The organism is Achromobacter veterisilvae, assembly GCF_037619525.1.
Classification (GTDB): domain Bacteria; phylum Pseudomonadota; class Gammaproteobacteria; order Burkholderiales; family Burkholderiaceae_B; genus Achromobacter; species Achromobacter veterisilvae.
This window is the reverse complement of sequence record NZ_CP148753.1, coordinates 5,782,787-5,795,959: the sequence shown is the minus strand read 5'-3', so window position 1 is coordinate 5,795,959 and position 13,173 is coordinate 5,782,787. Positions and strand designations below refer to the sequence as shown.

The window sequence follows — 13,173 nt, the reverse complement described above, 5'->3', positions numbered from 1 at the left end:
AGAAGGTTTATTTGCCGCGTTCGGACAGCATGTCCAGCCCGACGGTCAAATCCAGGATGACGATGGCGATCACCGCGGCCACGATCGTGGCGCCCGATACGGCCGCGATGGTCGGATCTATCGTGTATTGCACATAGTTGAAGAGCTTCACGGGGATGGTGTTCAGGTCCGCCGTGGTGTTGAAGATGGACAGCTCCACGTTGATCCAGGAAGAGATGAACGCGAAGATCGAGCCGGTGACGATGCCCGGCCGGATCTGGGGCAGCACCACCAGGAAGAACGTGGTCCAGGGGTTGGCTCCCAGGTCGGCGGACGCCTCTTCCAGGGCGCGCTGTTCGGGCGTCAGCAGGGTCAGCGTGGACCGCAGCACGAAGGGCGCGATGATGACGACGTGCCCGATCAGGAGGGACAGGAAGCTGCGCGTCAGGCCGAAGTAGGCGCCGTATTGCAGCAGCGCCGCGCCCAGCACGATGTGCGGCAGCACCAGCGGCGACATCAGCACGGAGGCCAGCGCGGCCTTGCCCGGGAATTCGTACCGCGCCAGCGCCAGGGCGGCCGGCACCGTCAGCAGCACCGCCGCGGCCGTGGCCGCCAGCGCCAGCACGGTGCTGGTCGTGAACGCGGCGACGTAGCCGGCTTCGATCAGCAGCGTGCGGTACCACTCCAGCGTCCAGCCCTGGGGCGGGAACGCCAGATAGGGCGTGGCCGTGAACGAGGAGCCCAGGATGACCACGAGCGGCAGGGCCAGGTAGGCGAGCACGCCCAGCGCGAACAGGCGGATCAGGTGGCGGAGGATCATCGCGCGGCTCCAGGCAGGACGGCGGCGCGGTTCGCCAGCGCGACCAGGATCAGGGTGAACACCAGCAGCACCATGCTCAGGGCGCCGCCGTAATGGAAGTCGAACACCGTGCTGTACTGCTGGAAGATCAGCATGGACAGCACCGACACGCGTCCGCCCGACAGCAGGGCCGGCGTGACGTAGGCGCTGACGGCCAGGGTGAAGACGATGATGGCGCCCGACACCACGCCGGGCAGCGTCAGCGGCCAGGTGATGTGGAAGAACGTCGCCGCGGGGCTGGCGCCCAGGTCGGCCGAGGCCTGTTCGCAGGCGGGGTCGACCCGGGCCAGCGCATTGCCCACCGCCAGCACCACGAAGGGCAGCAGCACGTAGACCATGCCGATCAGGATGCCGGTTTCCGTGCCGATGAAGCGCACCGGACGGTCCGCGGCGCCCACGCCGACCAGGGCCTGGTTGACCAGCCCGTTGCGGCCCAGCAGCACCATCCAGCCGAAGGCCCGCACGATGTTGCTGGTGAACAGCGGCACCACCAGCAGGATCACGCAGAAGCGGCGCCAGGCCTTCCAGCGCACCACGCGCACCAGGTACCAGGCCAGCGGATAGCCCAGGACCACGCAGGCGACCGTGGTGAAGAAGGCCAGCCGGAAGGTCACCAGGATCACGTCCCAGTGGTACTGGTCGGCCAGCACGCGCAGGTACTGCTGCGCGGTCGGCGTCAGGCCGTCGGGCCCGCCGGTGAGGCTGGCCAGCGCCACCACCGCGAGCGGCGCCAGGAAGAACGCCGCGAAGAACAGCACGGGGGCCGCCAGCAGCAGGCCGGGCGAACGCCAGGCGCGGGCGGTCATGGCCGTTCACCGATCAGGTGCAGGCTTTCCGGCGCGAACGCCAGGCCGGCCGGGGCGCCGGGCACCAGTCCGGAGGGCGCGATGCCGCCGTGGCGGGCCACCACGGTCTGCCCGCCGATGTCCACGTGGATCATGCTGTGGCTGCCCACGTTGATCACGTCGGTCACGATGCCGGTCAGCCTGGCCGCCGCCGGGTCGTCGCTCAGGCGCAGGTCTTCCGGCCGCAGGACGGCGACGCCGCGCGCGGGCGCCGCCTTGCCGCGCAGCGGCACCCGCAGTCCCTGGGCATCCAGCAGCAGGGTGTCGTCGCCGCTGGCGGTATAGGGCATGAAATTGGCGTCGCCGATGAATTCGGCCACGAAACGCGTCGCGGGCTGCCGGTAGATATCGGTGCCCGTGCCCGTCTGTTCGATCTTGCCCGCGTGCATGACCACCACCCGGTCGGCCATGGTCATGGCCTCTTCCTGGTCGTGCGTGACGAAGATGAAGGCGATGCCCAGCCTGGCCTGCAGGTGCTTGAGTTCCAGTTGCATCCGCTTGCGCAGCTTCAGGTCCAGCGCGGAGAGGGGCTCGTCCAGCAACAGCAGCTTGGGCTGGTTCACGATGGCGCGGGCCAGGGCCACGCGCTGCTGCTGGCCGCCGGACATTTCGCGGGGATAGCGCGCCCCGAAGTCCGCCAGGCCCACCATGTCCAGCGCCGCGCGGGCGCGCTGCGCCGCCTCGGGCCGCGAGGCGCCCCGGCGGCGCGGCCCGTAGGCCACGTTCTCCAGCACGCTCATGTGCGGGAACAGCGCGTAGTTCTGGAATACCGTGTTCAGCGGACGATGATGGGCCGCCAGGCGGCTGATGTCCCGGCCCTCGATCAGGATGCGGCCCGACTCAGGCTGCAGGAATCCGGCGATCGAGCGCAGCAGGGTGGTCTTGCCGCAGCCGCTGGGGCCCAGCAGCGCCACGAATTCACCCTGCTGGATTTCCAGGTCGATGCGGTCCAGCGCCTGGTAGGCGCCAAAGCGCATCGACACGGCTTCGATGGTAAGCAAAGCGGACATGTTCGGCCCCGGTCTAGCGCTTGCGGGCGACCTGGCGGTTCCAGGCGTCCGTGACCTCGGCGCGGCGGCTGTTGATGAGGTTCCAGTCGAACAGGCTGAGGTTCTTCACCGAGCCGTCCGCGCCCCAGGGCAGCTTGCGGGCGACGTCCTTGGGCACCTGCACGTCCTTGACCGCCGGGCCCAGGTAGAGGCGCGCGGCCAGGCATGCGGCGGCGTCCTGCGTCAGGGCGGCGTCGATGAACTTCTGCGCCGCGGCCTTGTTCGGCGCGCCCTTGACCAGGTGCAGGCGCGCATCCGTGGCCCAGGCGCCTTCCTTGGGCACGGCAAAGCCGATGGGCAGGCCCTTGTCGATCAGGTCCCAGGCGCCCACGTTGAAGTGCGCGCCGATGATGGCTTCGCCGCTCTGGTAGGCGTTGGTGGCGGCGCCGGAACTGTCGAAGAACAGCGCGGTGTCGAGGCTGGCGAGCTTGGTATACAGCGGCGCCAGGTTGGACGGGTCGATGGAGAAGACCCGGGCCAGGAAGAACACGAACGGCACGCCGGACGAATTCGCCGGAGAGGGAATGGCGACGGCGCCGGCGTACTCGGGCTTCCACAGGTCCTTCCAACTGGTCGGCGGCTGCGGCACTTCCTTGGTGTTGTAGGCTACGCCCAGCGAGTAGTAGCCGGTGCTGACGGCGTAGGCCGCGTCGCCGCCGCGGTACACGCCCTGATCGATCACGTTCTTCAGGTTGGGGATGGCGGCGGGGTCGAGCGCATCCAGCACGCCGGCCTCGGCGGCCAGTTCGCTGATGCCGCCATCCATCCAGGCGACGTCGATGGTGGGCGCGCCCTTCTGCTGCTGCAATTTCGCCAGCGTCGTCGTTGAGGTGCCGACCTCCGGCACGACGGCCACGCCCGTCGCCTTGGTGTAGGGTTCGGCGACGCAGGTGCGGAAGGCGTCGCCCCAATTGCCGCCGTACCAGGCGACGGTGATTTTCTGCTGCTGCGCCAGCGCCTGGCTGGCCACCAGCAGTCCGGCGCCCATCAGGGCGGCGCGGACGGCGCTGCGGGTAAGTGTTGTCATGTCGGTATCCCCTTGTGAATTTGCCGGCCCGCTCCGGTGCTTCCCGGCGGGCGCGGATACGGTGCTACAAGCGCATCTTGGGCGATCCCAGGGAAAACCAGCTTGAAGGCGCGGGACATAAACTTGAATAATTGCGACATGGATACCGCCACATTCGCCGCGCCCGCGCCTTTTCCCTATGACGACGGCGCCCGCGAGCCATCCCAGGGGAAACCCGCACTGACCGTCGGCATCGTGCTGCTGGACCAGTTCACGCTGGCGGCCTTCGCGGGACTGGTGGACGTGCTGCGGCTGGCGGGCGACCACGGCGGGCGCAGCCGCCAGATCCACACGGCATGGCGCGTCATGAGCTGGGACGGCAAGCCGCGCCGCTCCAGCGCGGGCCTGACGATAGACGTCGCCGACAGCCTGCCCGACGATCTGTCCCAGTTCGACTACGTGGCGGTTTGCGGCGGCAACGACTATTTCAATGAACGCATGCCCGAGCGCCTGCGCGACTGGCTGCGGCGGGCGGCCGCGCAACGCGTGCGGCTGCTGGGCATTTGCACCGGCACGTTCGCGCTGGCGCAGGCCGATGTGATCGGGCCGCGCACGGTCTGCGTGCATTGGAATGTGCTGGACACTTTCCGCGAGCGGTTTCCGCAGACCCGCGCGGTAGTGGACCGATTGTTCGTGGACGAGGGCGACCTGATTTCCTGCGCGGGATCCACGGCCGCCATCGACCTGGCCCTGTATCTGGTGGCCCGGCATTGCGGGCGCGACAAGGCCCAGCAGGCCGTGCGGCACATGATGCTGCAGGGCGCGCGGTCCGGACGCGTGCCGCAGGCCCATTTCCATACGGACCTGTCGGGCATCCAGGACCTGCGGGTCCGCCAGGCCGCGCACTTCATGGAGCAGCGCATCGACAGCCCGCCGCCGCTGGACGCGATCGCCCGGTATGTCGGCGTGGGGCGCAGGCAGCTAGAGCGCGCGTTCCGCGTGGCCACCGGCATGTCGCCCATGGCGTTCCAGCGGCAGTTGCGGCTGGAGTACGGTAGCTGGCTACTTTTGAACAATCCCGGCAGCATCACCCAGATCGCGCTGGACTGCGGGTTCGCGGACGGCGCGCATTTTTCGCGCGACTTCCGCGCGCATTTCGGCCTGTCCCCCAGGCAGTACCAGCAGGCACGCGGCGTGCTGGCGGCCGGACACGAAGGCGAGATCAGCGTATTTCCCACCCAGGACGAGCAAACCCAGGCCTTCATCGACAGGAAGGAGACGGCATGACTTACGACCTTTGGTATTGGGACGGCATTCCCGGGCGCGGGGAGTTCGTGCGCCTGGCGCTGGAGGCGGGCGGCATTCCGTACCGGGAATGCGCGCGCGAGCCCGGCGCGGACGAAAACACGCTGGTCGAGGACTTGCGTTCCGACCGCAGGCATCCGCCGTTCGCGCCGCCCTACCTGGTCGCGGGAAAAATGACGCTGGGGCAGACCGCCAACATTCTGTTGTTCCTCGGGGAAAAGCACGGCTTGGCGCCGGATTCCCTCGAAGGCCGCCTATGGGTGAACCAGTTGCAGCTCACCATCGCGGACATGGTGGCCGAAGCGCACGATACCCATCATCCCATCTCCGCCAGCGAATACTACGAAGACCAGAAGGAAGAGGCGGCGCGGCGCGCGAGCGGCTTTCGCGAAGAGCGGATGCCCAAATTCCTGGAGTACTTCGAACGGGTGCTGGACGGGCCCCAGGCCTGGCTGGCCGGCGGCAAGCGCTGGACCTACGTGGATCTGTCTTTGTTCCACCTGGTCGACGGCCTGCTCTACGCTTTCCCCAAGCGCATGGCCACCCTGGCGGTGCGCTATCCGAACGTCATGGCGCTGCATGCGCGCGTGGCGGCGCTGGAAGCGTTGCAGGCCTACTTCGGAAGCGGCAGGCGCCTGCCTTTCGGGGAAGGTATTTTTCGCCGCTATCGCGAATTGGACGCGGCCTGAGTCCGTGTTAACCCTGGTGTTGCCGGACGCCGTTTTTTCATGAGACGTCTGGAATACCTTGAGGGCCGTTCATTTTTAGGATTAAATGTTTGCTAATTGATACGCCAATATATCCATTTGTGTCATAACGGCGTGGTCGGGCGGCAGCCGGCCTGGCAGACCCCGGCAGGAGACGCCACCATGAAATGGATCACCCTCGGCCCATTGTTCCGCGCGGACCGCGGCCTGCAGAAGGCGGACATGCATGGGCAGATCGCGGCGATCAATAATGTCCAGGCCGTCGTGGAGTTCGATCTGGACGGCCACGTGCTGGCCGCGAACCGGAATTTCCTGGACACCCTGGGCTATACGCTCGACGAAATCGTGGGGCGCCACCACCGCATGTTCGTCGATCCCGACGAGCGCGAGTCGGCTGGCTACGCGGAATTCTGGAACAAGCTGAGGCAGGGCGCGCACGATGCCGGGCGCTACCGCCGGATTTGCAAGGACGGGCGCGACGTCTGGCTGCAGGCGTCCTACAACCCTATTTTCGACAATCGCCAGCGGTTGATGAAAGTAGTCAAGTATGCCGTCGACATCACCGGGCAGCAGCAGCGGCAGGCGGACGTCGAAGGCCAGTTGGCGGCGATTTCCAAAGTGCAGGCCATCGTCGAATTCGAGCTCGACGGCACCATCATCCGCGCGAACGAATTGTTCCTGGACGCGGTGGGCTACCGGGCCGACGAGGTGCGCGGGCGGCACCACAGCATGTTCGTCCCGCCCGAGGAGGCGCGCGGCGCCGCGTACAAGGAATTCTGGCGCAAGCTGCGCAGCGGCGAATACGACACCGGGCAGTACTTGCGCCTTGGCAAAGGCGGCCGCCAGGTCTGGATCGAGGCCAGCTACAACCCGATCTTCGACGCCGAAGGCCGCCCGTTCAAGATCGTGAAGTACGCCACCGACATCACCAGGCGCTTTACCGCCGCCCAGACCTTGCGCGTCGCCGTCCAGGGGCTGACCGAGAACGCCGACCGCGCCGGGCAAGCCAATACACTGGCGCTGGACGCCTGCCGGGTGGCCGAACAGGGCGGCCATACCGTGCAGGAGGTGGTGAAGACGATGGGCGACATCACCCAAAGCTCGCGGCGCATCTCGGAAATCATCGGGGTCATGGACGGGATCGCCTTCCAGACCAACATCCTGGCGTTGAACGCCGCCGTCGAGGCCGCCAGGGCCGGTTCGCATGGCAAGGGGTTCGCCGTCGTGGCGGCCGAGGTCCGCAGCCTGGCGCAGAACAGCGCGGCGGCGGCCAAGGAAATCAAGGGCTTGATCACGTCGTCGGTCCAGCAGATCGAGGGCGGGGCGCGCCAGGTCCAATCGGCGGGCACTACCATGGACGATATCGTGGCCTCGTCCCGCCGCGTCACCGAAATCATGGCGGCGGTGGTGGAGGAATCCCTGGCCCAGTCCGCCAAGCTCGGCGACGTCACGGAGGACATTACCCAGCGGGCCGGCGAGCCGGGGCGCGCGGCGCCGCCCGAATTGCAGTACGTGCGCTGCTGACGGCCGGACCGCGCCGGCCCGATGCGCTATAAAGACGGTATTGTCTGAACCCGCAGGCCCGGGCAGGAACCCTACCGCCCGGGCCGCGCCATTTGCGGCAACCGTCCATGACCGAATCCGAAGCCCTGGCTCTCGCCTCGCACCGCCATTACAAGGGCGGCCTTTATCTCTACCAGGGCACCGCCCGCCATTCCGAAACCGAGGAATCGATGGTTGTGTACGAACATCTGTGGCCTCACGAGCGCGGGCTGTGGGTGCGCCCCGCGGCGCTGTTCTTCGGCCAACTGGCCGACGGCTCGCCCCGTTTCGCGCCTTTGCGGCCGGCGGAGTAAGGCCGTGACGTTCTTCTACCGGCGGCCGCGCGCAAGCGGCGCGGGGCCCGTCCGCGCGGCGGCGGGGCGCAAGGCGGGAACCGAGGCGCTGGCCGAGGCGCTGCGGGCCTTGCGCGGCCCATTCATCGTGGCCGACCTGGAAACCACCGGCCTGTCCACGGCCACCTGCGAGATCCTGGAGTTCGCCGCCGTCCGCGTGGACGCGTCGGGCGCGCACGAGCGGGAATACACGCAGGTGGTGCGCACGCGCGGCCCGGTCCCGTCTTTCATTACCCGGTTGACCGGCATCACGCAGGCGGAAGTCGACCGCCACGGCGTGCCCGTGGTGCAGGCGTTTTCGTCCTTCCTGGATTTCGTGGAGGACCTGCCCGTGTTTTTCCACAATGCCTCTTTCGACCGGCGCTTCCTGGGGGCCGCCGCGGACCAGACCGGCCTGCCGTTTTCGAACGCCACCCATTGCACGCTGGCGCTGGCGCGGCGCGCCTGGCCCGAACTGCCTTCGCACAAGCTGGAGATCCTGGCTCGCCACGTCGGCGCCTCGGATCCCACCCACCGGGCGCTGGCCGACGTGCGCACCACGGTCGCCGTCGCGCTGGCGGCCAGCGCGCGGCTGGCGGCGGCCTGACGCGCCCATTTCAACTCAGGAGCCGCGATGTCCGACCTGGAACAGATCAGGCTTGCCGTCCGCCGCTTCGCGGCGGAACGGGATTGGCAGCCCTTCCATTCGCCGAAGAACCTGGCCATGGCCCTGGCGGGCGAGGCGGGGGAACTGGTGTCGCTGTTCCAGTGGCTGAGCGAGGCCGAATCGCGCGGCATGCCGCCCGAGCGGCTGGCTGAAGCGGCCGACGAGATCGCGGACGTGCAGATGTACCTGGTCGCGCTGGCGGACCAGTTGGGCATCGATATCGCCGATGCCGTGGCGGGCAAGATGGTGAAGAACGCGCGGAAATATCCGGCGGATCGTTTTCGCGGCAGCGCGCGCAAATACAACGATCCGCTCTAGGGCCTGTTCACGCTGAAAGGGGTTGCGCGCAGGCCCGGGCGTCAGAGCACTTTCTGTTCGTGATGCACCTGCGGCGGCTCGACGAAAAAGCCCGCCACCAGCCTGCGCCATTCCTGGAAATCCGTGGACTCGCGGAAATCCACCATGTGGTTTTCCACCGTTTCCCAGTCCACGACCAGCGTGTAGTGCTGCGGCTGCTCGATGCTGCGGTACAGCTCCATGCCGTGGCATCCGCGGGCCCGCAAGAATAGCGGCTTCGCTTGCGCGACGCCCGCTTCGAACAGCGCTTCCTGTCCTTCGCGGACGTGGATGCCGGCAATCTCCTGGATCATGATTCTGTCTCCGTGCGACGAATGGGCCGGGTAGCGCCCGGCGGCGGGGATAGTATGGCCTAAAAATCCGCATTCAGCCCGCCGAAAGGCTGGAGCCCGGTGGGCGCCGATTCCGCCGGGCCGAGTCGCTCGGGCGCGCTAGGGAAGTTGCCCGAGCCGCGGGCCGCCGTTCCCATCCATAAAGTTGAGTTCCTCCGCGTGCGCGATTCGTCCCGCGCATTGCGCGTCGTCCATATGCATGGCGCGGCGCGCGTTATCCGCGCATTTGGCCGGAAGTGTTACCGCCTCCGCTCGTCCAGCAGGATTCGGTCGCCCGTTTAGCCGATATCGACATGCCTAGGACGGCGCAATCATTCCGTACCAATACGAAAGTCCCAAGCCTTTCGTCATTGCACGCATGGCTGGGAGGTAACGGTCCGCGCCGGTCGGCCACCGGCAACCGTGTATCCGTGCCCGCACGGATCAGGAGGAGCTCAAATGAAAAAGCTCGCAGCAATCGCCGCGTTGTCCTTGTTTGCCGCCACGGCCTATGCCACCGGCCCGGTCGGCGGGTCCGTGACGGGCCATGCCGGCGCCATCAACGGCACCGCGTCATCCATTTCCACCGGGAGTTCCGCGGTGTCCACCCAGATCAACGGCTACGGCTTTTCGAGCCAGACATCGTTCGGCAGCACGGGCGGCATCGCGGAAGTCGGCGGAACCTTCAGCCGCGACGGCACGCAAGTCGTGACCAGCACGCGCCAGTACGCCAATAGCGAGTCATACGGCCATGTATCGGGCAATGCCCCCATCATGGTCGGCGACAGCATCGCCAACGGCGGCGCCACGTTCGGGCAGACGGAAACCAGCGCGTCGGCCACGGGGTCGTTCCATGCGGCGAATGTGGGTGGGTTCGGGTCGATACACGGCATTGGCGCGGTGGGCCATGTCGCAGGGTTCCATCACTGACCCAATTATCCGGACGGCTTCGGCCGTCCGGGCGAGGGAACATCATGAAGACTATAGTGCTTGCCATTTCCCTGTCGCTGGCGGCGTTTTCCGCCGGGGCCCAGACCAGCAGTTCCAGCGCCACGACCTCGGCATCGTCGGGTTCGACCAATGCCGGCAACAACCAGGGCATTACGCTCAACTCCAACAATAGCGGATCCAGCACCCTGCGCTCGGCGCCGCCCGTGGGCGGCCAGAGTTTCTATGGTTCTTTTTCATCCGATAGCTGCATGGTGTCCGCCGGGGGAGGCGGTTCCGTGGTGGGCTTCGGCATGAACGTCGCCGTCCCGATCGAGGACCAGAAGTGCAGCTTGCGGCGCAACTTCGAACGCACCATGCAGGCCGCCGCGTCCACCAAGGACGCCGACCGCGCGCGCCGCCTGGAAACCGCCGCCATCGACATCCTGTGCCAGACGGACGACCGCACCAAGGCCGCGCTGGTGGCGCAGGGGCTGTGCACCAATCCCGCGCTGACCACCGCCGATCATCGTTTCGACAACGGCGCGGTCGCCCAGGTCGCGCCGTCGGCGCCGGTCCTGGCCGAGACGCCCCCGCCCTCGCAGCCCACGGCGCAGGCCTATCCGGTGCGGTCCGTCCAGAGCGCCGCGCTGGCGTCGCCGCCATTGCGCAATCCCCGGCTCGACAGGCAGACCTTCGCCGACCTGTATTCCCCCGGTTGAGGCCGGACGCCATGTCCGGCCGGAACCGCGCGGCGTCTAGGGGGCGGCCGGCGGCGGAACCGCCGCGGGAGCCGCCGCCTGCGCCGCCGGCGATTGCGGGGCCGGCGCGAGCAGCATGGTGGGCGGGGACGACACTTCCAGTCCCGCGTCGTGCAGCCGCTTGAGCACGGTGAACAGCAAGGCGCTGCGCACGCCGTAGGCCGCCCGGGGCGAGGATACGTAGCCCTTGGCGTTGAAGATCAGGTGGCCGCCTTCGATGCCGTCGAGGAACACATTGGGCGCCGGCGCGTCCAGCACGTCCTCGTGGTCCGCGAAGGCCTGCAGGATCAGTTCGCGCACGTGTTCCGCGTCGGTGGACAGCGGCAGGGGCATCTTGATCTGCACCAGGCCCAGCGGATTCGAGCGGGTGACGTTGCGCACGGTCTTGGTGACGAACTCCGAATTCGGGACGATCACCGTCGAGCGGTCCCCCATCTGGATTTCCGTGGCGCGGACGTTGATGCGCAGGATGTCGCCCTCCACGCCGCCCAGGGAGACCCAGTCTCCCACCTTGACCGGACGTTCGGCCAGCAGGATCAGGCCGGAAACGAAATTCTGGACGACCGCCTGCAGGCCGAAACCGATACCCACCGACAGCGCGCTGGCGATCCACGCCACGCGTTCCAGCCCGATGCCCGCGGCCGACAGCGACAGCGCCACGGCGACCACGAAGCCCGCATAGCCGAACAGCGTGGCGGCCGACAACTGCATGCCCGGATCCAGTTCGGTGGTGGGCAGGTAGCGGTTGGACAGCCACCGCTTCAGCACCTTCACGCTGAGCAGGGACAGCGCCAGAACCAGCAGCGCCTGCAGGACGGCGCCGGGGCGGATCTGCGCTTCGCCGATCGCCAGGCCTTTGCGCAACTGGTCGAAGCGCTGCAGCAGATCCATCGGCGCTTCGCCGAAAGGCGCCAGCAGCAGGACGATGGCGAGCAGACCGACGGCCACCCGTCCGACGCCCGACAGCAGCACCGCGGCCTGGTCGCGCATGCTGGGCGCTTCCTGTTCGCCGCCGTCGCGGTGCGAACTGCCCAGCAGCGTGCCGAAACCATCTTCGATCAAGGTGGACGCCAGGTAGGCGGAAGCCAATACGATCAGCACCCACAGCACCTGCTTGACCAGGAAACTGCCGAACGCCACGTATCCGGCCAGCAGGCTGGCGAGGCTGAGGACCAGCACGGTCCAGATGGCGGTCAGCAGCAGCGACAGCCAGAACGGGATGGGCGCATCGTTTTCCTGCATCGCCTGCCGGCGCAGCCGGCGGCCGATGGCGAGCACCGCGCCTATCATCGCCATGGTCATGACGGCGACGATTCCGGTCAGCGTGATCGTCGTGGTCAGGCTGGCGTTGAGCAGCACGGGCAGGCGCTCGGCCAGCCAGATCATCACCACCAGCACGCCCAGCACGCCGGGCAGCCAGCGCAGCCGCGTCGCCACGGCGTCGCTGATCGGGGGCAGGCGCCACGACGGCCGGTTCGAGGACAAGAGGGCATAGCCCAGTCCCGATACGTATCCGCCGAAACAGACCGTCGCCACCAGGTTCGCCAGCAGGGACGAGGTGTTGTCGGTCAACTGCGAGTTCCAGTCCAGCCCGATGTGGATCAGCAGCGCGATGACGCCGGGCGTGGCCACGGCCAGGACCACGTGGGCGACCGCCAGGAACGAGCGCCGCAGGCGGCCGGGGGGAACGCGAGTGGCGGTCAGGCGCAGCAGGATGCGGCCGATCCAGACGCGCAGGGCGATCGCCAGCGCGGCCGCCGTCGCCAGGAGCAGCCAGCCCCATTTCGGCGTTTGCCCGACGGCGGCCGACAGGTCGTCGCCCAGGGCTTTCAAACGATCGAGATCGCGCGGGAATTCTTCCCGGAATTCCGTCCAGAACGCGTCGGAGAGAAAGGAGTCCCGCCGTTCTCCCAGGCGCGCCTGGAACTGCGTGCGCCGCTGGGCGGAGATCTGTTCGGCGGCCTGGCCGGCGTCCACGGACAGCAGCCTGGCCAGCTTGATCTGCGCATCCAGCGCCCGGCTGCTTTTTTCCAGTTGCATGCGCTGGGCAGCCACGTCGGGCGTTTCCTTGACGCCTTCCGGCGGCGAACCCAATTCGCTCAGCTTGGCCGTTACGCTGGCCAGTTGCGGCGTCAGGGCCTCGGCCGCCGCATCGGCCTTGGATTGGATGTCCAGCGCATCGCCGCGCTGTTTCACCAGGCTGGCGTCATCGGTTTCGTCGGCGACGCGCTTGCGGATGTCGTCGATCTGCTTGCGCGCCGAGGCCAGCATGGTTTCCGTGTCGGCGGGCGTGGGCGGCGCCGCCGCGAAGGCGGGCATCAGGAACAGCGCCAGCAGCAATGCCGCGATCGACGCGGCAAAGAAAGACGCGCGCGCGCGTCGGGCCCGCAAGGGCAGGAGATGGGTGGTCGGTGTCATGTTTTTGGGCGAGTGGCTCGCATCGAGGCGGCAGCATAACAAGCCGCCGTCCCGCCCGTTGCAACAAAACTGCTGCTTTGGCCCCATTTGAATCGGCCCGCGATCCCG

At 67.7% G+C, this 13,173-nt stretch carries 14 protein-coding genes; 8 read left to right on the top strand and 6 right to left on the bottom strand.

Annotated features, from left to right (window positions below):
• Nucleotides 1–7: 7 nt before the first annotated feature.
• The 4 genes from WHX56_RS26975 to WHX56_RS26960 are packed head-to-tail and all read right to left on the bottom strand — an operon-like array spanning nt 8 to nt 3,759.
• Nucleotides 8–799, bottom strand: a complete 792-nt coding sequence (locus WHX56_RS26975; RefSeq protein WP_338879472.1) for an ABC transporter permease — start codon at nt 797–799, stop codon at nt 8–10.
• Nucleotides 796–1,644, bottom strand: coding sequence for an ABC transporter permease (locus WHX56_RS26970; protein WP_338879471.1), 849 nt, complete (start codon nt 1,642–1,644; stop codon nt 796–798). Before WHX56_RS26970 ends, WHX56_RS26975 begins: the two co-directional genes overlap by 4 nt.
• Nucleotides 1,641–2,693: an ABC transporter ATP-binding protein gene (locus WHX56_RS26965; protein ID WP_129246914.1), complete on the bottom strand. Its 1,053-nt coding sequence runs from the start codon at nt 2,691–2,693 to the stop codon at nt 1,641–1,643. Before WHX56_RS26965 ends, WHX56_RS26970 begins: the two co-directional genes overlap by 4 nt.
• Nucleotides 2,694–2,706: 13 nt before the next feature.
• Nucleotides 2,707–3,759 carry an ABC transporter substrate-binding protein gene (locus tag WHX56_RS26960; protein WP_338879470.1) on the bottom strand — a complete coding sequence of 351 codons (1,053 nt, stop codon included), beginning with the start codon at nt 3,757–3,759 and terminating at the stop codon, nt 2,707–2,709.
• 138 nt (nt 3,760–3,897) lie between these two features.
• Between WHX56_RS26960 and WHX56_RS26955 the strand changes: the two genes are divergently transcribed.
• The 6 genes from WHX56_RS26955 (at nt 3,898) to WHX56_RS26930 (ending at nt 8,609) form a co-directional block, all read left to right on the top strand.
• A complete protein-coding gene (locus WHX56_RS26955) occupies nt 3,898–5,025 on the top strand; it encodes a GlxA family transcriptional regulator (RefSeq protein ID WP_338879469.1) in 1,128 nt (375 codons plus the stop codon).
• Entirely contained in the window at nt 5,022–5,732 is a 711-nt protein-coding gene (locus WHX56_RS26950) for a glutathione S-transferase (protein WP_287755199.1), read from the top strand. The genes WHX56_RS26955 and WHX56_RS26950 overlap by 4 nt, the downstream gene beginning before the upstream one ends.
• 180 nt (nt 5,733–5,912) lie before the next feature.
• The gene (locus WHX56_RS26945) at nt 5,913–7,274 is read left to right on the top strand and encodes a methyl-accepting chemotaxis protein (RefSeq protein WP_338879468.1); all 1,362 of its coding nucleotides are present in this window, start codon (nt 5,913–5,915) and stop codon (nt 7,272–7,274) included.
• A gap of 107 nt (nt 7,275–7,381) precedes the next feature.
• The gene (locus WHX56_RS26940) at nt 7,382–7,606 is read left to right on the top strand and encodes a DUF1653 domain-containing protein (RefSeq protein ID WP_129246906.1); all 225 of its coding nucleotides are present in this window, start codon (nt 7,382–7,384) and stop codon (nt 7,604–7,606) included.
• Between the two features lie 4 nt (nt 7,607–7,610).
• The gene (locus WHX56_RS26935; RefSeq protein ID WP_129246903.1) at nt 7,611–8,231 is read left to right on the top strand and encodes a 3'-5' exonuclease; all 621 of its coding nucleotides are present in this window, start codon (nt 7,611–7,613) and stop codon (nt 8,229–8,231) included.
• A gap of 27 nt (nt 8,232–8,258) precedes the next feature.
• Nucleotides 8,259–8,609: a nucleotide pyrophosphohydrolase gene (locus tag WHX56_RS26930; RefSeq protein WP_338879467.1), complete on the top strand. Its 351-nt coding sequence runs from the start codon at nt 8,259–8,261 to the stop codon at nt 8,607–8,609.
• A 41-nt stretch (nt 8,610–8,650) separates the two neighbouring features.
• On the opposite strand, the gene WHX56_RS26925 is transcribed toward WHX56_RS26930, so the two are convergent.
• Nucleotides 8,651–8,941 carry an antibiotic biosynthesis monooxygenase family protein gene (locus WHX56_RS26925; RefSeq protein ID WP_129246898.1) on the bottom strand — a complete coding sequence of 97 codons (291 nt, stop codon included), beginning with the start codon at nt 8,939–8,941 and terminating at the stop codon, nt 8,651–8,653.
• Between the two features lie 477 nt (nt 8,942–9,418).
• Here WHX56_RS26925 and WHX56_RS26920 point away from each other — a divergent pair, with 477 nt between their 5' ends.
• Nucleotides 9,419–9,889: a hypothetical protein gene (locus WHX56_RS26920; RefSeq protein ID WP_129246895.1), complete on the top strand. Its 471-nt coding sequence runs from the start codon at nt 9,419–9,421 to the stop codon at nt 9,887–9,889.
• Nucleotides 9,890–9,933: 44 nt separating this feature from the next.
• Nucleotides 9,934–10,608, top strand: a complete 675-nt coding sequence (locus WHX56_RS26915) for a hypothetical protein (RefSeq protein WP_129246893.1) — start codon at nt 9,934–9,936, stop codon at nt 10,606–10,608.
• Between the two features lie 36 nt (nt 10,609–10,644).
• Here WHX56_RS26915 and WHX56_RS26910 read toward each other — a convergent pair whose 3' ends face one another.
• The gene (locus WHX56_RS26910; protein ID WP_338879466.1) at nt 10,645–13,065 is read right to left on the bottom strand and encodes a DUF3772 domain-containing protein; all 2,421 of its coding nucleotides are present in this window, start codon (nt 13,063–13,065) and stop codon (nt 10,645–10,647) included.
• Nucleotides 13,066–13,173: the final 108 nt, after the last annotated feature.